We start from the raw sequence: 19,410 nt of genomic DNA, 5'->3' as shown, positions 1-19,410 counted from the left end.
GCATGTCAGATATCCATATCGATGATTTCTATAAGGATGTAGCTGTGAGCTTTCTACATCTTTATAACAGTTTCCCTCGTAAAATAATTCTCTATACCGAGGATATTTGCGGGTCCGACGAACCTGATGAGTTTGGCTTACACAGTGTGCGGTTTTTATCCGCCTTCAGCGCGATAGTTTGGCTAGGAGAGCAAGGTTACTTACAATATGATGCAACGATTAAACAGGAAGGTTTGGACCAGGTAACGCTCACAGAGAAAGGCCTATTGCTCCTTTCATCACGCTCCGACCTGGATTTTGGCGACCCTTTAATTCAACACCGTGATGGTCACGTTGACGACAGCACATCACTACCTAGCTCGATACTGGAGCAATCAAAAACCAATATTAGCCAATTACGCAAGGCGGTCAAAAGCGGCTCTTCGATCATGATCGGACAATGTGTGCGTCATATGCTCAGCACCGCTTACGAAAGAGCTTAGCCAGCAGGTAAATAATAGTGAAGCATCTTTAAGTTACGCTGCGGGTTTTTCTCAGGAAAATCTGCACGATTAGATAGCCGCTCAACAAACTTCGCTAGCGGACATTCCTCAGCCATCAATTCCAGTAAAAAATGTTCACTCAATTCCGGCGCATTTAAACACGCTAATACTTGACCACCATGAGGCAATAACGCCGGTAATCGCCGTAACACCTTGGCATAATCCGTGTCAGCAATAAAACTGCCCTTTTGTCGCGACGGTGGGTCAATGATAACTATATCGTATGGCCCTTTACTGGTAATTTTTTTCCACGAACGAAAAATATCGTAGGGCAAAAACTCAATATCACGACGTAATTGTTGTTCATGTCCATTTAGGCGGTGATTATGGCGGCCAACATTTAATGCCGCCCGACTCATATCAGCATTAACGACTGTTTTAGCACCGCCCGCGATTGCGGCAACAGAAAATGAACAGGTATAGGAAAACAGATTAAGTACCTTCATCCCCTGACTACGCTGCTTTAGCCATTCGCGGCCTGGTGCCATATCCAAAAAGAAGCCTATATTTTGTTTACCACCCAAGGTTAACTCGAACGTCATGCCTTGCTCTACTGCTAACGCTTTGATTGAGTGGCCACCTTGCTCGTCTGTATCTGGTTCGCCCACAGACACTCAAAAGGCGCGCCACGAATGTAACGCCGCTGCACCAGCGCACAATCGACCTGTCCTTTAACAAGCTCGAGCTGCTTTATAAAATCAGCCCATAGAGTTGCGTCCGGTTGTTGGTATAAGGTCAGGAGCAATACCGGAGAAAACCAATCAACATTAATAAATTCAAGACCTTCATAATACTGACCGCGACCATGAAACAAGCGACGGGCATCTGTTATTGTTAGTGATAAGCCCGTTTGAATAGCTTCAAGAACCTGTTTCATGAAACAAGCTCCGGTACCGCTTTTGCCCCATAACCGACAGGATAAATTATGGAATCATGATACCCCGTGATGACTGTACGATAGCCAGACAAGGCCTCATCCAGTTCGGGGTCATTACTGTCCACCAGCAAGGGCCGGCCTGACAGACCAGTGATTTTGGTTTTAGTCGCAACGATAATCAAATTATCCAAGCCCACCATCCTGATCACTGCCGGACTTAATTGTTGGTTGCCACGACCTAAAATATGTCCCTGCCCCCCAATGGCAGTAATTATTATTTTTGTTTTGCCAGGATGCCGCTCAACCAATGCGATCAGCCCTTTTTCATCCAGATCATGACCCAATACCTGCCCCCCTTTAATGGCATCAAAACCCAGTAATGTATTGGGCACCCCTAACTCTTCCATTATTCCCTGAGGGGTTGTGCCCGGGCCTATAAGATACAAATAATCAGCGCCCATGGATTCAACAATATCCGCGCCGATATCCTGTACCACCAATGCTTCAACTTCGCGGCCTGAGGATTTCACCTGCTGTAAAAACTGCCCTTCCCGCGGCACTAATAATTCACCATAAAATCTAGAACGAACCACACCCTGCCGAAAAGCCTGCTCATCGATATCGCGCACCTCTGCCAAACCAATATCGACTAATCCCCCCTCCAGCATTCGCAACATAATTTCACCCGCACCTTGTGGGGAAATAGCATAGACAGCTGAATGCATTTTTACTCCACAGGGGATGCCTAAGACGGGGAAGTCGCTACCCAGCACCTGAAATACATCACGGGCAGTACCGTCTCCACCGGCAAAAACAATAATATCAACCCCCTCCTCAAGCAGCCTGCTAACCGCATGTTGAGTATCAGCTGCGGTACTATGCCGCCCCTTAAGTAAATGCTCGGACTGGCCAACCAATTGATAATTCAACCCAGCCATTTTGGCGGAGGTTTCACCCATATCATCGGCAAAACAAAACACCATCAAGGGCTGCCCAACCAGCATGCGCAACGCCTCCGCAGTCCGTTGCATTGCCCGACACTCGGCACCTCGGCGTTCAGCCTCAGCCACTATGTCGTCACCATCACTACCTTTGAGAGCAAGCGGACCACCAATGCCAGCTAAAGGATTAACCACCAAACCTAAATTAAACATCTAACCTCTGTACTTAGCTGCGTTCAAATAAGTAAAAAATTAACTAAAAAAATAGTAAATAAACTCGCTTTTATCTGTGTAATAGCACATAGGCTGCCACAAAAGTGTCACATATACTTCGTAACATAAGCATAATAAAGGAGGCCGAATGACTATTTCATATCTGACCAATACTGCAAGCAACAATAATGCTGATGATTCAATAACAGAATCTATTTTTCAATGCGCACTAATTGATGATGACGGGCGTGAAATTTTTATCACTGAACAAATGATTCAAAATGCGTGTCAGGCACTCGAAGCTGAAGCGCTTTCATTCTATCAACACAAAACCCAGAGCCGTTAGCGCATCCCGCAATGCCGGTACTAATTTGCCAGTATGGTTAATCTGATACTGACTGATTTCTCGCCTTACAGGATAGTGCTTTCGCAACTGATCAAAAATCGACCCTCGATCGCTATCAGCACCATGTAATATGCTGCCACGCAGCCGCTGATCGTCTAACCCCACATCATAACAAGCCAGTACGGCCTCTATTAAACCTTCATCTAGTAGGTGAGTTTTCTGCAAATGTAATGACAACAACTGGCCTTGATCATGGGATGAATCACACGCTAACACCCCTAAAAATTCACAACACGCCTGATATAACATCTCGCAACCTGCTAACTTACCATCCAGGCTATAACCAGCAATATGCGGCGTTGCAATATCCACTCGCTTCATCAACTCAATATCAATATCAGGCTCCGGCTCCCACACATCGAGCACCACACACAAATCATCACGCTGTTCCAACAATTGTTTTAAAGCCTGATTATCGATAACTGCACCGCGGCCCGCATTAATTAAAACAGTACCGGACTGTAAAGACGCCAATTTTTCTTTATCAAGTAAATGATAACTTGGAAAGTCACCCGTTGTAGTCAGTGGCGTATGCAAACAAATCACATCCGCAGCCAACACAGTTTCAAGATCAGTCATCACGGGATAACGATCCTGTTCAATCAAAGGGTCGTAGCCATAACACTTTATACCCAGCCGTGATAATCGTTGATAAACACGGCTACCAACATTTCCCATTCCCACGATACCTACTGTAGCGCCTCGCAGCAGACTCCCAATAACGCCATCTAACCGGCACAGGGAGCTGATCACATAATCTGCAACTGAGTCCGCATTACTACCCGGCGCGCTGACCCAATGAATGCCATGATCATCAAGGTAAGTGGTATCCAGATGATCTACCCCTATAGTTGCGGTGCCGACGAAACGTACGCCTGTGCCGGCCAGTAATGAGGCGGCAACTGGTGTAACTGAACGCACCAATAATACATCAACATCTTGCAGCTGATCACTCGTTAAAGCCCTCCCATTAACCGTTTTCACTGACCCTAAGCCAGAGAAACGTTCAATAACATTAGGAATATTTTCATCAGCAACAATGCGTATTTCATTCATGCTTATTGCCACCAATAACAACGTGATAACTGTGATTTAAATCTTTTTTCCAAACTATAATCAGCAAAAAAATTATTGACATGACTAACTGGCGGCGGCGACCACTCCAGCATAGTGGTATCAAAATCGAGCAAGTGAGGTATCGCCGTCTCCAAACGAACCAAGGCTTGCGCCATACTAATTTGCTGACGATAGTGCTGTAACTTTAAAGCAATGCTTTTCGCACCTCGCAAACCGCATTGTGCGACAGCATCCAAGTCATTAAACAAATTTTCTATACTCCCAAATTGCCTCAAAAGATTCGCTGCAGTTTTTTTCCCAATGCCAGGGACACCGGGTATATCGTCAACGCTATCACCAAGTAATGCCAAATAATCTAACAACTGATCCGGCCTAACTAAGAAGTGCTCATATAATTGCTGCTGATAGTTTTTTTTATCTGCGGCAAAATCCCAAAGGCAATCGTGCTCATTTAATAACAACTGCCCCAAATCTTTATCCCGGCTTACTATAGAGATAGCTTGCTGCCGCTGCTGAGCCTGTGTGGCTAACGTAGCGATAATATCATCGGCTTCGTAGCGAGCATCAGCTAAAGAAGTAATCCCCAGCGCTTCGGTAAAAGCTTTACATGCCTGTAATTGAAATGCCAAAGTATCGTCAGGTAAAGCTCGACTCACTTTATAGTCAGGGTAGATATCATTTCGAAAGCAACTACCAAGACTTTCATCATAAGCCACAACCAACTGTTCAGGTTTTGCAGCTTGTAAAAACTTTAACATGAACTGAGCATAGCCATAGAGAGCATTAACAGGCATGCCCTCTTTAGTATGCCACTCATCAGGAATCGCAAAATAAGCTCTAAAAATATAGATAGAGGCGTCGATCAGAAACACGGGGCTAGACAAATCTACCTCAACTCAACGGCAGTAATAATAAAATAGATAACCTAAACATTATAAATCAATCCGTCTTTGCCCGAATTATCAACTGTACTATCTACACAAGGTTCATTGAGCAACCGCTGATGATAAGCTTCGCTGTGCCAGGCTTTACCAGCTAATAAATGATTTAAATAGTTTCGCTCGGGCAATAAGCCCTCCTTTAGCATTGCTTTATTAGCGACATACACCCAAGCATGAATCAGCCCAACTGAAGTGTGGAGACTGTAGACCTCACGACTATAACGTACCGGACTACCTTCAAAAGGATCCATCAATGTAATATCTTCAGCAGTGGCCAATCGATAGACAACGCCTTCCACGCACTCGCCGCGGGCATAAGCCACGTTCGCATAAGCAATACCTGGCTTTGCAGTAGCCTGCTTATTAAAAACCAATTTGAAATCGAGCAAACTAGCAGCTACTGCCTCCCTAAAATCGATACCGCGCGCGCGCATTCGATCGGGGTTCATATTGCTACCGTAGGCGAAGTAGTAGTTTACATAATTATGGCGTGTAGATGTTTTCACTAGTGATACTGGCTAAAAATTTTGCGGAAATTGTATGTATAGATCGAAATGAAAGCAATTGCTTAAATAACGTGTAAGCTTAAACATTATGACGAAACCTGAACAGTTACAAGCGGAAGCCAGCTAGTAATTTTTTCATTCAGATCAGCAGCGCTACAGGGTTTTTTCACTACATCATCCATCCCCGCTTTAATGCATTTGTCATTATCAGCGGGCATTACATTCGCAGTCAACGCGATAATAGGCACTCGTGGCTGGCCTGACAAAGCGGCCTCTCGCTCTCTAATCGCCTCAGTCATTGCATAACCATCCATCCTGGGCATGTGACAATCAGAAAAGATAAGATCATAAGCACCTCGCTCCCAGGCAGCCAAGCCCGCAATACCATCATTAGAAAAATCGGCATTATGTCCCAAGCTCTCTAGTTGCTTGGCAATCACCATACGATTGGTTGGATTATCTTCAACAACCAAAATTTTAATAGCATCATTATTCACAGCCTGCCGCGGTGACATCGATAGTGGGGCGAGATCAGAACCACCTGCAACTATTGAAGGCTGATTGGCCGAATGAAAGATCTCAACGGGCTGCTGGTAGTGGAATTTACTTCCTGCACCCTTGGCACTCTCTAAAGTAATATTCCCTCCCATTAAGTGAGCAAGGCGTAACGCGATGGCAAGGCCTAATCCTGTGCCGCCAAACCGGCGAGTGGTTGTAGATTCAGCCTGAGTGAATGCCTGAAAAAGCTTTTGTTGATGTTCAGCGCTAATACCGATACCCGTATCAACAACATCAAAGCAGAGTATAGTGCGGCCATCCTCAATTCCCTTATTGGTAATTTCAACTGTAACGCTACCCTTTAGAGTGAATTTAATCGCATTAGTAATTAAGTTACTTAGTATTTGCTTGATCCTAAAATCATCTGCACAAATTAACCGAGGAACATCTGCAGCTAAATTAACGGTATAGTCAATAGTCTTTTTTTCTGCCTGTTCTTTAAAGGCCAACGTCAAATAATTTACCAACTCGATCAAATCAACTTCATGGATATCAATGTCTAATTTTTCAGCTTCAATTTTAGAAATATCCAGCACATCATTAATTATATTCATAAGAATAAAAGAAGAGGAATGCATAACATCCAAAAATCTTTTTTGCTCAGCATCCAGCTTGCTTTTTCGCAACAGCTCCAACAACCCTAAAATAGCATTCATTGGCGTGCGAATCTCATGGGACATATTAGCCAAAAATTGACCCTTTATCGCATTAGCTTCTTCTGCAGAACTTTTCGCCTGGGACATACGAAGAGCAAAATATAAAATAGCTATTACCAGCACAGTAATAATAAGCAGGTCTAGTAACTCAACGAAAGGATTAATTGGAAATTGATCATTCCAATTTTTTTCTGAATAGTAAACAGCAACAGAGCCTATCGTCATGCTCCCTTGCTTAATGGCGCCTTGCGTCATTTTAGACGACAATATTTCTTCTGCCTTGCTGTGAATTATTTTATTATAGGTAACTAAGTTGCCGCTGGAATCCTTAACCCTACCCATAAAAGTATGACCAAAGTTTCCATACACAATAATCGCGACTATAGGATTTTCCTCTAACTCGAAATCCAGTAACGCAGATGCAGTGCTATCTTCGTAATGCCGGCCTGTTGATTTTTTAAAAACGCTCCAAATAGTAGGCGCCGTAGTCTTTGATACCCTACGAACCACGGATTGAGCCATTTCATTAAGGGCACTAACCCTGTTCTGCTCAAGTAGATTGAGACGAAAATACCCCAAAAAAGACATCCCTGTTAAAACAAGCAGGGAAACAATGATGAAAACGTTTTTGCTGTATTGCAGTTTCATACTAATCGTATGCACCGAACAACAAATAGTATTCATTGAACTTTTGCTTAAACATGCGCTTGGATTTAATTAATTTATCACTAAAATCATTATCCGACTGATATTGCTTATAAATAACATCTGATTCCACTCGCATAGTTTCTATATCTTCTGCAGACCAGCGATTAATGACTGTACCAGAGTCCTTAAATTTTTTAAGCGCTGCGATGTCACTTACTTTGTTTTTCATTGTTGTTGTGAGCGTATAAGAGCGGATTGCCGTTTCTAGAATTTTTTGTAAATCTGTAGGTAACTCAGTATAGGATTTTTCATTAATTAAAAAATCTGCAAGTACCGCCGGCTGCCATATAGCAGGAACAATGGCGTGCTTGGCAATATCCTGTAAGCCTAAATCCCAAGCGCCAGATGTGGTCGTCCACTCAACCGCATCGAGCTCATCACTTTCTAATGCAGGACGTATTTCTTGCGGTATCAAAGGTATTGAAAAAGCTCCGACAGCAGCTAACAACTCACTCGGCAGGCCGGGTCCTACTCTGACCTTCTTCGACTTTAAATCTTCGATCGAACGGATACTGTCCTTGGACAACAACCCAAACTCCATTCCCGGCCACCATGCCGGCCGCCAAATAACGCCATCCGGCATGGATAACTCATTCGCCAGACGCGTCCCATCCCCGGCTAGAAAAAACATCATAGATGCATCAAGATTCATAAAGTCAAAGGGCCCTGCATTCATCACGCCCCAAGCAGGATGCTGCCCCGACCACCAATTGGGCCAGCCATTCCCCATGGCTACACGACCATCTTTTACCGCGTTAAAAATATCCGGACCATTGGTTATGGTCCCGCCAGGCACTGGCGTTATAATAAACCGCCCGGAACTCATTATTTTTATATCTTCAGCCATTACTAACAGCTCTTTGAAGTCGCTACTTGATTCCGTAGCTTGAGACTGTAATTGCCAAGAATAGATTATAGCTTCTTGCTCTGTACAAGCTGATAAAAATATACTGCTGCACAAAAGAAACAAGGAAGTACTCGACCTTAGCTGCCTAAACATATTTAAAATAAAATTTTGTTTTTTCATAAAAACAACTCCATTATCAATCGTGCAAATAGGGCAAGCGCATACTAGTTGTTACCATATATGCTCAATCTGAGTGCCAATCGTCCACCCATCATTATCATTTCCATACGGCGCATTATCTGGTCGATTCCCAACGTAACCCACAAGATCATCACTCCACTGAGCGTAGGTCATAAAAAATCGTAAAACGGGTCTGGACATAAACTTTTTATCAGGACTTAACTGCAATGCAAACGATATTTTTTCAACACTGCCCTGCACACCAAGAATTTCATTATCAACGTAATCAATTCCAAACTCCGCTGCGACATTCCAGCGTTGACTTAAATATAATGTCGGTCTTGCCCCCGTGCTATACCAATATATCGTGTCACCATCGACACCATTTTCCCCATAATTTTCTGCTCTTGCCAATAACAGCCACTGTACAGCGTAATTACTACGGTCATCCCATAGCCAGCTATTATTTATTTCCCATTGACTAGCATTATCGAGATCATAACCACTGGATTCTCTAATCGGCTCAGCATTATAAGTCGACTGATGCATGGCAGCGCCCTCACGATACGTAACTGCCAAAGTGTTTATGCCGCCCATTACATCAGTGAGGTCTAGCCAGCTACCAAGTCCCCAACCACTTTGCTGCTCATACCCTAAATTTTCGTGCTTAGACCTATCCGCATACAGCCCCCAAAAGTTGAGCTGACTGGTTTCACTAATCACCATTTTTTCAAGCCGGATATCCAGCGTCATTGCTTTTAATGTGCCGGTGTTATTATTTGCAGAATTAAGCGAAATAGCATCATCATCACGATGCTGGAAAACTGCAATATTCAATTCGGAATTGGCTAATTTTATGCCTTCGACGCCCAGCCCCAGATTGGACTTCTGGCCAGAATTTAACCACCAATAATCGTTAATATAACTCCCTTTACGCTTATACCAGCGACGCCCCACCCAGAAGCTAACATCATCAGCTAAAACGTTGCCAAATCTTAGCCAGGCTTTTGGCACTTGGTTTAAAGTAAAGTCACGAGAGTTACCCAAACGCTGATAATCCTCTACTGCTATCTCAGCCTGTACATAGGGCTCTGTCGTAGCCACATCCCCATACTGGTAATTTAGGCGCAAGCGCAACTGCACATCAGACTCATTACCTAACCGGTACTTTGCGCCAGCACCTGGCGCTGCGAACTCTGCCGCAGTCTCCCCGGCCTCACTGGTCATAAAACCGCCCCGGGCGTAGCCATGAAATGAAAAATCATGCTCCGTAGCATCCACAACCGCATAGGTTACCAGTGTATATTGAATAGAAAACAAGCAAAAAGTAGCCAGTAAGGCGGGAATAGGTCTTGACATGTTTAGCACTCCAACAAGCGACCCCGATCCGTTAGGAAGCTAAAATCAATAAAAAAGTAGAATAAAGCGGGTTATTTGAAGTTTAGTATAGAAGAGTTCTGTAATTCGCCAAGCCAATAAACATCTATCTTATTGATTTAATGATGATTTAATGATCGAACTATATTTTAGTAAATCAATATCACAAATACAGGTAGATCATTACCTCAGCATTAAACGCCATCCAGACTGCAGATTTGGTGACTGCACTACTGACTCGGACATTTCTTTTACAAAAGGTATGGGCATAACAGCAGCCAACTGCCAGCAATGCACAAGCTCAAGCAACCCCTATCTGTAGAGATAAGGTTAATGAACCTGGTGAGCACTAGTCCGTGACACCATAGCACCAACGAAAAACCCTATTTATCATGGGATGATAAAAAACTAAAACAGACCGCAAAAACCCCGTTTAATAAGACCCGATTTCTTCTTTTTTGCAGTGGCTTTACTCAAACTGCAGGCCTAAAGAAGTAATCAGCTCGTAATAACCAAATATGACGAATAGAAAAAACATAAACAACACAAGCTCATGCTTAAATTGATGACTATGAAAAAAATCACGGTCTTTATGGTGCACTACATCTAGCAACTCATCACCAAAGCGAATAGATAAAAATGTACCAAAACCGGACAATACTATTACCGCCCAATAAGGGAATGGCGTTAGCAATATCGCGTGCATTAATTTTGTTAGCACAGTAGTTTGATAGAAACCGTCAAAAAATAACAAGGCTATAATATTGATCAGTATGGCCACAACCCAAACCACGATTTCTGACAACACCATTCGAATCCCAAACAATAAACGCAGTGGAAAATCCAACAAGAATCCGGCATCTGCAACCGGGGTGCAAAGCACGAAAAAACTCCATGTAATTAAGGCAGCAACGCCCCCGTTAGAAAATCAAATTTATACGTGAGATAAGCAAAGTAACCAATTAATATCAGCAGTAATAATAAAAATTTAACCAAGACCTGATTTTGTAAATTTTTCATTCAAACAACGTTTGTCAATCTCCCACTACCCGATAAATTTTCAAACCTAAATTCAAATAGGCACAGCAACTACTGCGATTTTATCCAAGCCATAGCCTCATTGCTACTAACGAAGCATTTGACATCACCACTAACAAACCAGTCGCCGACTTTAGCAGCAACTTCCATCCATTTTTTATTACCAACAATAGCGACACGCCTAAACTCTTTACCGTGCTTTAAACCCAACTTAAAGTCATCCCAGGCGGCCCTTAGCTCCCAGCCTTCCAAATCCGAGCAATCCGCCAATACATCCAACTGAGCGTTTTTCACGCCCCGGGTCGCATCATCAACCATTGGTACAATTAGTTGATAATCTTCATGAGTTAATTTGCCAACAGCCTTTAACAAAAAAACTCTCATTACCTACAGTTTCAATACTTAATGTTAGCCCATGCCTAATGTCACTCATTATTGTGCCTCCAGAAAAAAAATAGGGACTTAACCGTTTTTAATTCTATACTTACTGCAACGCAATATATTGATATAGCGCAAGCAAAAACCAACTCTCAAGCCTCAACTGGCGCTATCAAAGTGACTTTTTCATCGCTACCGATTCTGGCCAGCAGCAAATATAGACAGGGCACAATAAACCAGGTAATCACCGTGGCAAACAACACACCAAAAGCCAGTGAAATGGCCATGGGCATAAAAAACTGAATTTCCTGGCTAGGAGATAAGATGATTGGTAACAATCCTAAAAAAGTCGTAATTGAAGTCAACAATACAGGCCGAAAACGCACACAACCGGCCTCAATTAATGCATCCATCAAAGGCATACCTTCCCGTCGCTGACGATTGATATAGTCAACTAATACCAAGCTGGCATTCACTACCACCCCTGATAAAGCCACAATACCAAGTATAGAAAAAAAGGCGAGCGGCCGGCCAATCAACCAGTGACCGAGTACCGCACCAATTGCACCAAACGGAATCACACTCATAATAACTAAAGGCTGGAGGTAAGACTTTAACGGGATAGCAAGTAACGCATAAACCAACACCATGCTCAGCAGAAAGCTTTTAAGCAGACCGTAAAATGCACCACTACTTTGCTCGGCCTCACCACCAAGCGCAAAATGCACTTGCGGGTAACGAGCTAATAAATCTGGTAACTCTTTGGACTGAATTGAATCCAATACCTCCTCAGGCATAGTGATGTCTCTATTCACATCAGCTGTCACTCGAATTATACGCTGCCCATCTTCGCGATTTATGGTCGAAAAGCCTCGACCCAAGGTATAACTAGCCACACGGGAAAAAGGAACTTCCACGCCTTGCTGATTACGAATACGCATTTGTTCCAGATTACTAATTGACCGGCGCTGGTCTGCTGGATAACGCAGCATTACTTTCAAATCATCCTGGCCGCGCTGTATCCGCTGCACCTCTTCGCCATAAAATGCCTGCCTTACCTGACGCGCTAAATCTGCTGCAGTGATTCCAAGCGTTTGCGCCTCAGGTAATAATTTCAGTTGGATCTCCTGCTTCCCCCCGCGAAAACTATCACTGATATCAAAAACACCAGGATAAACAGCTAAAGCCTGTCTCAATTCACTTGCCACGGCACGCAGCTGATCTATATTTCTGCCTCGAAATTCAATATCGATAGGAGCACCAACTGAAACCTCACTGGCAGTAAAAGCCAGCTCTACCGCTTCCGGGACTGGTCCTACTAATTCACGCCAGCGATTAGCGATCTCCGGCGTTGCCGGTCGATTATCTGCACTAACTAATTCCAAAATTATTTCTGCCATATTGGCGTCGCTAGTGGAAATACCGCCATGTGAACCAACACCGGTACTACCCCCGATTGAGGACAACGAGAATCGAAGATGACTGCCCGATGTTAACGGGTATTTGGCATTTAATTCCTGTTCCAGCAAAACGGCAGATTGTTCTAATCTTGTAACTACCTGACTAGTAACATCAATGGGTGTTCCTTCCGGCATAGCCAGTCGCACCGTAATATTGTTACCGGCAATAGCGGGGAAAAACTGCACATTAATCCAGCCACTGATCAACATGGCGATACTGATAATCACAACCGAACAAGCAATTGCTAAAGTAGTCAATGGCTGCCTTAAGACCTTTATTAACAGCGGACGAAAACGTTGCTGCACAAAACGCTCAAGTCCATTACTCAAAGCTTGCTGTAAGCGCCGCCAGGCTCTGGTAATTACCCCCGCCGACAAAGGCTTGTCTTGATCTGATTTGGTTGTGGGGTGGGCAAGATGCGCTGGCAATATCAACTGCGCCTCCAGCACACTAAACAACAACGCTAATATTGCAACGACACCAATAACCAGGAAAAATGGCCCGAGATGACCAGGTATATTCATCAATGGCAAGAAAGTAGCCGCCGTAGTGAGCACGCCAAAAATAACCGGCACTGACACTTCCTGTGTACCTTTTATAGCCGCATCACGCCAACTAAAGCCTTGACGCTGATAAGAAAAAACCCTCTCCCCTACCACTATTGCGTCATCAACTAAAATTCCAATAACCATAATAAAGGCGATGACTGATAAGGTACTGATAGAAATACCCAGTGGTGGAAATAAAGACAAAGCACCCAACATCGCAATCAACAATCCAGCTGCCACCCAGAATGCCAAACGCAGATCTAAAAAAAGAGCCAATGCCGCCAGTACTAGCAACAAGCCACTCAAAGCATTATCTGTTAACACATCGAGTCGCTCGATCAAATCGTCTGACTCATCACTCCATATCAACACATCAATGCCCACTGGCAGCCAACCCTGCATCTCATTAACATAGCTTTTTACTTGTTTGGCTATAGCAACAATATCCTCGTCACCGATCCGCTGTACGTCCACAATAACGGCCGGTTTACCATTAAAGCGAGCAAGCATTTCACTATCTTCAAAACCATCCAATACAGTAGCTATATCCCGAAGCTTTAATTGGGTACCATCTTTACGCGTAAATACCACTACTTGTTCAAATTCTTCTCGGCTATAAGATTGCTCGCGAGTGCGCAGCATCACTTCACCACTGGTAGCTCGAATACTGCCTGCTGGCAAATCAATAGAACTGTTGCGAATGGCGTCTGCAATTTCCTGAAAACTTAAACCATAACGCCTTAAATTTTTCTCAGGGACTTCGATACTAAACTCATAAGGACGCACGTAATTTAGAGTCACTTGTGAAATTCCCGGCTTGGCTAACAGTTCATCTCTAACTCGCTCGCCCAACTTTTTTAAGCTACGTTCATCAGTATCACCTGCAATAGCAACTTGCATTACCTTGGAAGCAAATATCATCTCAGACACAGCAGGTTTTTCTACATCACGAGGAAATGTTGAAATGGTATCCACTCGATTTTTAATATCAGTGATGACACTGGATTTGTCAGCTGAAGACATGAGTTCAGCGTCCACACGGCAATTATTTTCCTGTGCCCTGCTCCTTAACTTATTAACCCCTGCTACACCTTCAATGGCCTCTTCAATACGAATACAAACACTTTGTTCCATTTCAAGCGGCGTAGCGCCCAGATAGGCAACATTGATACTAATCGTATTGGCTTCGATAATGGGAAATTCTTCCTGATAAATACTCGGCAAAGATAGCAAACCGCCAAGAATAAAAATCCACATCAATAGATTGGCCGCAACAGGATTATCAACAAACCAACGTATAGGATTATTCATAACCCCTCCTCAGCCTGAATGGAGAGTGAACTAGTAACCGCCATCACCTCAACCCCATCAATTACAAAAGGAGGCGGCATTAGTGCTATTTTTTCACCAGATGATAATCCTGACCGAACAAGTATTTGATCTTTATCGATACGCAAAATATCAATATCTCTCACCCGTAATCGACTAGCCTCATCCAATACCAACACCTGATTATGCTGATACAAACTACTTCGCGGTAACTGAATAATATTGTCATATTTACGACCAGCAATGCTGACATTTACGTACATACCTACTTGCAAAGCAGTTGACTGTATATCAACGCTATTACTGACCCTGACCACTGCATAAACCATTCGGCTATCCGTATCCAACTCAGCTTCTAGTCGAACCAGCTTTCCCGGCCACTGAAACTGCTTACCGGCAAACTCTCCTGCTACCACAGCATCCATCTGTGTCTCAACGGCAAGATAATTAGCTGAGCTGAGCGATAGATCCAGAAAAGCTAATTGCCGGTCATTCATAGGTAAACGAACCTCTACATAATCAGTGGCATAAACTGTTGCCAGCAACTCACCACGGCGAATGAATTGATTATTCTCAACCTGTTCCTGGCGAATCCGCCCGTCAAAAGGGGCGAACAATTGTGTTCTGGCAAGATCTCGTTGCGCCCGTTTTAGTCGAATATGACTCTCATTAAAATTTGCCGTAGCCACTTTCGCGGTACGCCGCGCCTGGTCAAGTTGCGATTCACTGGCTAATTTTTTGCTATAAAGTTTTTCCAGACGCTGAAGCTCAGCACTAGCCAACTCAAACTCTACTTCCGCTTTAGCTCTAGCCGCCTCACTTAAGGAAACGGCATCCTGATAATCTTCATCATCCAGAGACAGTAACAACTCGCCGTGATGAATATATCCTCCGACCACCAGATTCGGGCTCATGTTTTTTACCCGACCGTCAACTTCTGACATTAACTGGACTTCGGAACGTGGACTAACAACACCCTGTGCCTCAACGTGTAACAACATGGATTCCGGGGTGACCGTTGTAATAACCACAGTAGGTAATACACGTACCACTGGCTGGGTATCTATCACCGGCTTGGTGGCGATAATGACTCCAGCAATAATAAAAGCGACGACTATTATTCCAGCAGGGCGCACCAAATTGCTGTGTTTCACCCGGCTTATTAACTGCTTTAACATTGACATAAGGTTCGATTCTTTAATGACTAAGGTTCAATACTAGATAGACGCACTGATTGAACCACAGCAACCGAAATAACGAAACAACAGTGTTCTATTTTATGCTATGGTAATCTCCTTTACAGGCCTACTTGGCAAGCCAAATTGGCCAAACAAAACACTTCACATTCATTTTGTTCGATTACTGATTTAGTAAAGAGAATACAAGTATGAAAACGCCTCCTACCACCTCAAGCCTGCAGCCGAGGGTCACTCGCAGTAAACAAAAAGTACTTGGCATCTGTGGCACCTTATTTGTTGACCAAGGATTTGAAAACGTTAGTGTCGAAAACATTTTGCAAGAATCAGGTATAGCGCGAAGTACTTTTTATCGACTATTTGAAAATAAAGAAGCGGTACTGGAACAACTCACCTGCCCTGCTTTTTTTGCAGGTGAAAGCCAGTTGCGAAAACTGCGACAAATCGATGGCCGGGAACTCATGCGGGAGCTATTGAACATCTATGTCAATATGTGGGAAAGCCATGCTGACGGGATGATATTGGCGATTAGAATTGGCAAGCAATATCAACATATCATTCAGCACTCTCACGATAAATTTGTACAGGCCATGCAGCCTATCGTGAATAAAATTCAACGCCAGGGGGTACTAAGAAATGGCGATGCCAAGCTAAGTACAATTATCATTGCACGCACCAGTATCACTCTATTACAGATATATCGTCATCAACCACAGAAAAGAGCCTTATTTATCAATGCGATGGAAGGATTATTGCTTATATAAATGAGCGATAAAAGAACTAGCAGATTGATGTAAAATAGCTATAATCGAACAAACAGTCATAAAAAGAATCATCATCGATAAAGAAGCAAAAAAGCTTCCGGCTGTAACTGCATATAATCGACACTAGAACTTCTGGTCGCTAGAAAGCACTGGGGGTATTATCCAAGCGGTTAAATGGAGGTTCGAATGAGCACTTCAATGCATAGCGACTCATCTTCCAGCAGCAACGTCGTTGATCTGTTTTCTGGTAAAACCTACTCCACCCTAAAACATGAGCGCTTTATTCGGTTATCCCCTGAATATGATGGCTTATGCATGCTCTACTCCACCAGCCAAACCAGTGCTGATAAATTCTACACAATGAAAATTTTATGCTGGGGCATCCGTGAAAACGGCGAAGTGGTCGGCCTGGTCCCCTGGCTAAACAAGGTAGTCCCTTGTGATGAGCTAAACGATACTGACCTGGGGCTATACGAAGGTTATTACGATCTCGCCACCGAGCAAGTATTTTATACACCACCAGCACACAAAATAATGGAGCTGGAAACTGCCAGCAACCATTCGGATAAACTGCCCAACAGCGATCGAATTTTACAAGAAATTCCGGATGGCATTGGCACCCATGCGATGCTTACCGCTGACGATGAACACAGCCTGATACTGACAGAAGTGGTGAGCTGGCGATTAATGGGAGATGGCAAGATACTGGCCATGTTAATTGATGAAGCCGGTGTAGATGTTACCCCGGTTTTACCGGGAGATAATTGTCTTTACCCAGCCAAAGAGAATCCAAACTTTCGCTACTTTTTTCAATATCGAATTGCCAATCAGCTGAAATCAGAAGACCCGGAAGCTATGGCCGCGATAGCATTGCTATTTGACGAGTAAAAACTCGCAGCTAAAGATAGCTATCCCTGTTTCTGGATATAAAAGTAAAATTTGTTATCACGCTCTTCATGGCGCAACAATTCATGACCCAGAAAGCTGCAAAATTTGGGGATATCACGTTGCGTCGAAGGATCAGTGGCAATGACTTCCAGTACGGTGCCTACATCAATATCGCGAATAGCATTATGCAACATCATCACCGGTTCCGGGCACATCAAACCACTGGTATCCAGCGTTTTCTCAGTAGAAAAAATCATATATTATTCTAACATTACCATCTCTTCGTATTGTCCGTTATCATGCAGAATTATCAAGCGATACCTGCTATCGTTTTGGCTAATTAATCTGGATGTTCAGGCCATAGCGAAAAAACGAAACGCAATCATCCTGACAAAAATAGCATCACGACATAACTACCACGACCAATGAGGCTTCTATTTTGGACAAGGCTACGTTATTTCATCACTCCCAGCCTATCGACCCGATAGCAATAGCGGCAAACTATTTCAGCCTCGACTGCCTGGAACTATCATTCCAATTACTGAGAGATAACCATCCGGCCACAGCTTTGCGTATTCAAAACCTCATCGCCGAGCAACGACTGCAACACATAAACAATGCACAGGATAAATTAATTGCCCTGGACTTAGATGTCTATGAAGTAAGTGATATCGTGTCGATCATTGCCCAACAAGCAGAAATCATTGCAACTCAAGAAAATAAAACGAAAACTGAAATGATTATTGTTCATCAAACACTGCTGGACTGGCTACTCTACGCACAGAGCTTTTTAGCTGATATAGACTTACTATCAATACATGAACCGAAACTGTAATAGCTACGATCAAGCATAATTATAGAACTTTGACATTCGGATATTAATCCACATCGGCTTTTATCTATTTTCACGCAATAACACACTGCAGCTTTCACTCACCGGGTCAAATGCAATAAATGCCCTGCCTGAACTCAGTTGTTTTTCTACCTGCGCGACTTTTTGCTCAAGCGAGTATTCGTGCACACCGTAATCTGTGCCTTCACGGGTAATAAACTCTTCAATTAATGCCTGCAATACTTCAACTGATAATTGCTGGTACGGGATGTCTATATATTCTTCATTAGATTCTGACATAAGTCCTTATAGACTCAATGCTTCTGCATGATGCTTGATATGATCACCAATAAAACTACTTATAAAATAATAACTATGGTCGTATCCCGTTTTCATCCGCAAGGTTAATGGGTGATTATGTTCAGCGCAGACCAGCTGTAATACCTCAGGCTTAAGCTGCTGCTCTAAAAACTCATCATCACCACCCTGATCAACCAGCAACGGTATTTTTTGAGTGGCTTTGGAAATTAATTCACAACTATCATATTGCCGCCACAACTCTCGATCCGAACCCAAGTATTGACTAAAGGCCTTTTCACCCCACGCGCATTGCATCGGCGCACAAATAGGAGAAAAAGCCGACACTGAGCGATATTTATCAGGATTTTTCAAAGCAATCGTTAACGCGCCATGCCCCCCCATTGAATGCCCAAAAATACCGCACCGGGCAGAGTCTACTGGCTGAGTGCGGTTTATCAATGCAGGTAACTCTTCCACAATGTAATCATACATGCGGAAGTTGTCTGACCAGGGCGACTGGGTCGCATTAAGATAAAACCCTGCGCCTTGAGCGAAATCCCAGGCGTCATCATCAGCTACCGACTCACCACGCGGGCTGGTATCAGGGGCAATAATGGCCACGCCGTATTCGGCTGCATAGCGCTGCGCGCCTGCCTTGGTAACAAAATTTTGATCATTACAGGTTAAGCCTGACAACCAATACAACACCGGGACCTTTTGTGTGGCCGCTTGCGGTGGCAAATAAACTGAGAACACCATGTCACAGGCAAGGACTTCTGACGTATGCTGGTAGCGCTTTTGCCAACCACCGGATACTTTATTACTCGCAATCTCTTTCACAATAGCA

21 protein-coding genes are annotated in these 19,410 nt (G+C 43.6%); 5 read left to right on the top strand and 16 right to left on the bottom strand.

The annotated features are described in order from the left end of the window. The first annotated feature begins 2 nt into the window (after window positions 1-2). Complete coding sequence (locus UNITIG_RS16030; protein WP_101759399.1) at window positions 3-482, top strand: hypothetical protein; 480 nt, start codon at window positions 3-5, stop codon at window positions 480-482. On the opposite strand, the gene UNITIG_RS16025 is transcribed toward UNITIG_RS16030, so the two are convergent. The 3 genes from UNITIG_RS16025 to UNITIG_RS16020 are packed head-to-tail and all read right to left on the bottom strand — an operon-like array spanning window position 479 to window position 2,573. After that, complete coding sequence (locus tag UNITIG_RS16025; protein WP_200821336.1) at window positions 479-1,150, bottom strand: class I SAM-dependent methyltransferase; 672 nt, start codon at window positions 1,148-1,150, stop codon at window positions 479-481. The two genes, UNITIG_RS16030 and UNITIG_RS16025, sit on opposite strands and share 4 nt — an antisense overlap. Then, a complete protein-coding gene (locus tag UNITIG_RS25140; protein WP_200821335.1) occupies window positions 1,099-1,419 on the bottom strand; it encodes a class I SAM-dependent methyltransferase in 321 nt (106 codons plus the stop codon). Before UNITIG_RS25140 ends, UNITIG_RS16025 begins: the two co-directional genes overlap by 52 nt. Then, entirely contained in the window at window positions 1,416-2,573 is a 1,158-nt protein-coding gene (locus UNITIG_RS16020) for an ATP-NAD kinase family protein (RefSeq protein ID WP_101759398.1), read from the bottom strand. Before UNITIG_RS16020 ends, UNITIG_RS25140 begins: the two co-directional genes overlap by 4 nt. A 148-nt stretch (window positions 2,574-2,721) precedes the next feature. On the opposite strand from UNITIG_RS16020, the gene UNITIG_RS16015 reads away from it, so the two are divergent. Further along, on the top strand, window positions 2,722-2,919 hold the full coding sequence (locus tag UNITIG_RS16015) for a PA1571 family protein (RefSeq protein WP_101759397.1): 198 nt from the start codon (window positions 2,722-2,724) through the stop codon (window positions 2,917-2,919). On the opposite strand, the gene UNITIG_RS16010 is transcribed toward UNITIG_RS16015, so the two are convergent. From UNITIG_RS16010 to UNITIG_RS15965, 10 genes are all read right to left on the bottom strand, one after another. Beyond that, complete coding sequence (locus tag UNITIG_RS16010; protein ID WP_235015459.1) at window positions 2,887-4,035, bottom strand: 4-phosphoerythronate dehydrogenase; 1,149 nt, start codon at window positions 4,033-4,035, stop codon at window positions 2,887-2,889. The two genes, UNITIG_RS16015 and UNITIG_RS16010, sit on opposite strands and share 33 nt — an antisense overlap. Window positions 4,036-4,037: 2 nt before the next feature. Beyond that, window positions 4,038-4,940, bottom strand: a complete 903-nt coding sequence (locus tag UNITIG_RS16005; RefSeq protein WP_101759396.1) for a 5'-3' exonuclease H3TH domain-containing protein — start codon at window positions 4,938-4,940, stop codon at window positions 4,038-4,040. Window positions 4,941-4,981: 41 nt separating this feature from the next. Further along, entirely contained in the window at window positions 4,982-5,503 is a 522-nt protein-coding gene (locus UNITIG_RS16000; RefSeq protein ID WP_255399609.1) for a gamma-glutamylcyclotransferase family protein, read from the bottom strand. A gap of 86 nt (window positions 5,504-5,589) precedes the next feature. Beyond that, complete coding sequence (locus tag UNITIG_RS15995; RefSeq protein ID WP_101759394.1) at window positions 5,590-7,401, bottom strand: ATP-binding protein; 1,812 nt, start codon at window positions 7,399-7,401, stop codon at window positions 5,590-5,592. Beyond that, window positions 7,367-8,425, bottom strand: coding sequence for a hypothetical protein (locus UNITIG_RS15990; RefSeq protein ID WP_255399624.1), 1,059 nt, complete (start codon window positions 8,423-8,425; stop codon window positions 7,367-7,369). The genes UNITIG_RS15995 and UNITIG_RS15990 overlap by 35 nt, the downstream gene beginning before the upstream one ends. A gap of 78 nt (window positions 8,426-8,503) precedes the next feature. Further along, the gene (locus tag UNITIG_RS15985; protein ID WP_101759392.1) at window positions 8,504-9,811 is read right to left on the bottom strand and encodes a carbohydrate porin; all 1,308 of its coding nucleotides are present in this window, start codon (window positions 9,809-9,811) and stop codon (window positions 8,504-8,506) included. Window positions 9,812-10,298: 487 nt separating this feature from the next. Further along, complete coding sequence (locus UNITIG_RS15980) at window positions 10,299-10,712, bottom strand: hypothetical protein (RefSeq protein ID WP_101759391.1); 414 nt, start codon at window positions 10,710-10,712, stop codon at window positions 10,299-10,301. 206 nt (window positions 10,713-10,918) lie between these two features. Then, entirely contained in the window at window positions 10,919-11,251 is a 333-nt protein-coding gene (locus UNITIG_RS15975; protein WP_235015457.1) for an STAS/SEC14 domain-containing protein, read from the bottom strand. A 146-nt stretch (window positions 11,252-11,397) separates the two neighbouring features. Continuing rightward, window positions 11,398-14,565, bottom strand: a complete 3,168-nt coding sequence (locus tag UNITIG_RS15970) for an efflux RND transporter permease subunit (protein ID WP_101759390.1) — start codon at window positions 14,563-14,565, stop codon at window positions 11,398-11,400. Beyond that, the gene (locus UNITIG_RS15965) at window positions 14,562-15,767 is read right to left on the bottom strand and encodes an efflux RND transporter periplasmic adaptor subunit (RefSeq protein WP_101759389.1); all 1,206 of its coding nucleotides are present in this window, start codon (window positions 15,765-15,767) and stop codon (window positions 14,562-14,564) included. The genes UNITIG_RS15970 and UNITIG_RS15965 overlap by 4 nt, the downstream gene beginning before the upstream one ends. 203 nt (window positions 15,768-15,970) lie before the next feature. On the opposite strand from UNITIG_RS15965, the gene UNITIG_RS15960 reads away from it, so the two are divergent. Both UNITIG_RS15960 and UNITIG_RS15955 read left to right on the top strand, forming a co-directional pair. Further along, window positions 15,971-16,543 carry a TetR/AcrR family transcriptional regulator gene (locus UNITIG_RS15960; protein WP_101759388.1) on the top strand — a complete coding sequence of 191 codons (573 nt, stop codon included), beginning with the start codon at window positions 15,971-15,973 and terminating at the stop codon, window positions 16,541-16,543. Between the two features lie 186 nt (window positions 16,544-16,729). Further along, window positions 16,730-17,431 (top strand): hypothetical protein, encoded by a 702-nt coding sequence (locus tag UNITIG_RS15955; RefSeq protein ID WP_101759387.1) that lies wholly within the window; start codon window positions 16,730-16,732, stop codon window positions 17,429-17,431. Between the two features lie 20 nt (window positions 17,432-17,451). On the opposite strand, the gene tusA is transcribed toward UNITIG_RS15955, so the two are convergent. Continuing rightward, the gene (gene tusA / locus UNITIG_RS15950; protein ID WP_101759386.1) at window positions 17,452-17,688 is read right to left on the bottom strand and encodes a sulfurtransferase TusA; all 237 of its coding nucleotides are present in this window, start codon (window positions 17,686-17,688) and stop codon (window positions 17,452-17,454) included. 182 nt (window positions 17,689-17,870) lie between these two features. Between tusA and UNITIG_RS15945 the strand changes: the two genes are divergently transcribed. Further along, the gene (locus UNITIG_RS15945) at window positions 17,871-18,266 is read left to right on the top strand and encodes a hypothetical protein (RefSeq protein ID WP_101759385.1); all 396 of its coding nucleotides are present in this window, start codon (window positions 17,871-17,873) and stop codon (window positions 18,264-18,266) included. 60 nt (window positions 18,267-18,326) lie between these two features. Here the strand turns inward: UNITIG_RS15945 and UNITIG_RS15940 are convergent, their stop codons facing one another. Both UNITIG_RS15940 and fghA read right to left on the bottom strand, forming a co-directional pair. Further along, window positions 18,327-18,563 carry a YheU family protein gene (locus UNITIG_RS15940; protein ID WP_235015456.1) on the bottom strand — a complete coding sequence of 79 codons (237 nt, stop codon included), beginning with the start codon at window positions 18,561-18,563 and terminating at the stop codon, window positions 18,327-18,329. 6 nt (window positions 18,564-18,569) lie between these two features. Then, window positions 18,570-19,403, bottom strand: a complete 834-nt coding sequence (gene fghA, locus UNITIG_RS15935) for an S-formylglutathione hydrolase (RefSeq protein WP_200821334.1) — start codon at window positions 19,401-19,403, stop codon at window positions 18,570-18,572. Between the last annotated feature and the right edge of the window lie 7 nt (window positions 19,404-19,410).

This window comes from Oceanicoccus sp. KOV_DT_Chl, assembly GCF_900120175.1.
Classification (GTDB): Bacteria; Pseudomonadota; Gammaproteobacteria; order Pseudomonadales; family Dasaniaceae; genus Oceanicoccus.
The sequence above is the reverse complement of the archived record's forward strand: the minus strand, read 5'-3'. Positions and strand labels throughout refer to the sequence as shown.

What these genes read in the sequence shown, in the direction of transcription:
- UNITIG_RS25140 (WP_200821335.1), bottom strand. Translation starts at nt 1,419, where the DNA reads ATGAAACAGGTTCTTGAAGCTATTCAAACGGGCTTATCACTAACAATA.
- UNITIG_RS15975 (WP_235015457.1), bottom strand. Translation starts at nt 11,251, where the DNA reads ATGAGAGTTTTTTTGTTAAAGGCTGTTGGCAAATTAACTCATGAAGAT.
- UNITIG_RS16030 (WP_101759399.1), top strand. Translation starts at nt 3, where the DNA reads ATGTCAGATATCCATATCGATGATTTCTATAAGGATGTAGCTGTGAGC.
- tusA (WP_101759386.1), bottom strand. Translation starts at nt 17,688, where the DNA reads ATGATTTTTTCTACTGAGAAAACGCTGGATACCAGTGGTTTGATGTGC.
- UNITIG_RS15960 (WP_101759388.1), top strand. Translation starts at nt 15,971, where the DNA reads ATGAAAACGCCTCCTACCACCTCAAGCCTGCAGCCGAGGGTCACTCGC.
- UNITIG_RS15965 (WP_101759389.1), bottom strand. Translation starts at nt 15,767, where the DNA reads ATGTCAATGTTAAAGCAGTTAATAAGCCGGGTGAAACACAGCAATTTG.
- UNITIG_RS16020 (WP_101759398.1), bottom strand. Translation starts at nt 2,573, where the DNA reads ATGTTTAATTTAGGTTTGGTGGTTAATCCTTTAGCTGGCATTGGTGGT.
- UNITIG_RS16010 (WP_235015459.1), bottom strand. Translation starts at nt 4,035, where the DNA reads ATGAATGAAATACGCATTGTTGCTGATGAAAATATTCCTAATGTTATT.
- UNITIG_RS15970 (WP_101759390.1), bottom strand. Translation starts at nt 14,565, where the DNA reads ATGAATAATCCTATACGTTGGTTTGTTGATAATCCTGTTGCGGCCAAT.
- UNITIG_RS15990 (WP_255399624.1), bottom strand. Translation starts at nt 8,425, where the DNA reads ATGTTTAGGCAGCTAAGGTCGAGTACTTCCTTGTTTCTTTTGTGCAGC.
- UNITIG_RS16015 (WP_101759397.1), top strand. Translation starts at nt 2,722, where the DNA reads ATGACTATTTCATATCTGACCAATACTGCAAGCAACAATAATGCTGAT.
- UNITIG_RS15995 (WP_101759394.1), bottom strand. Translation starts at nt 7,401, where the DNA reads ATGAATACTATTTGTTGTTCGGTGCATACGATTAGTATGAAACTGCAA.
- UNITIG_RS15940 (WP_235015456.1), bottom strand. Translation starts at nt 18,563, where the DNA reads ATGTCAGAATCTAATGAAGAATATATAGACATCCCGTACCAGCAATTA.
- UNITIG_RS15955 (WP_101759387.1), top strand. Translation starts at nt 16,730, where the DNA reads ATGAGCACTTCAATGCATAGCGACTCATCTTCCAGCAGCAACGTCGTT.
- UNITIG_RS15985 (WP_101759392.1), bottom strand. Translation starts at nt 9,811, where the DNA reads ATGTCAAGACCTATTCCCGCCTTACTGGCTACTTTTTGCTTGTTTTCT.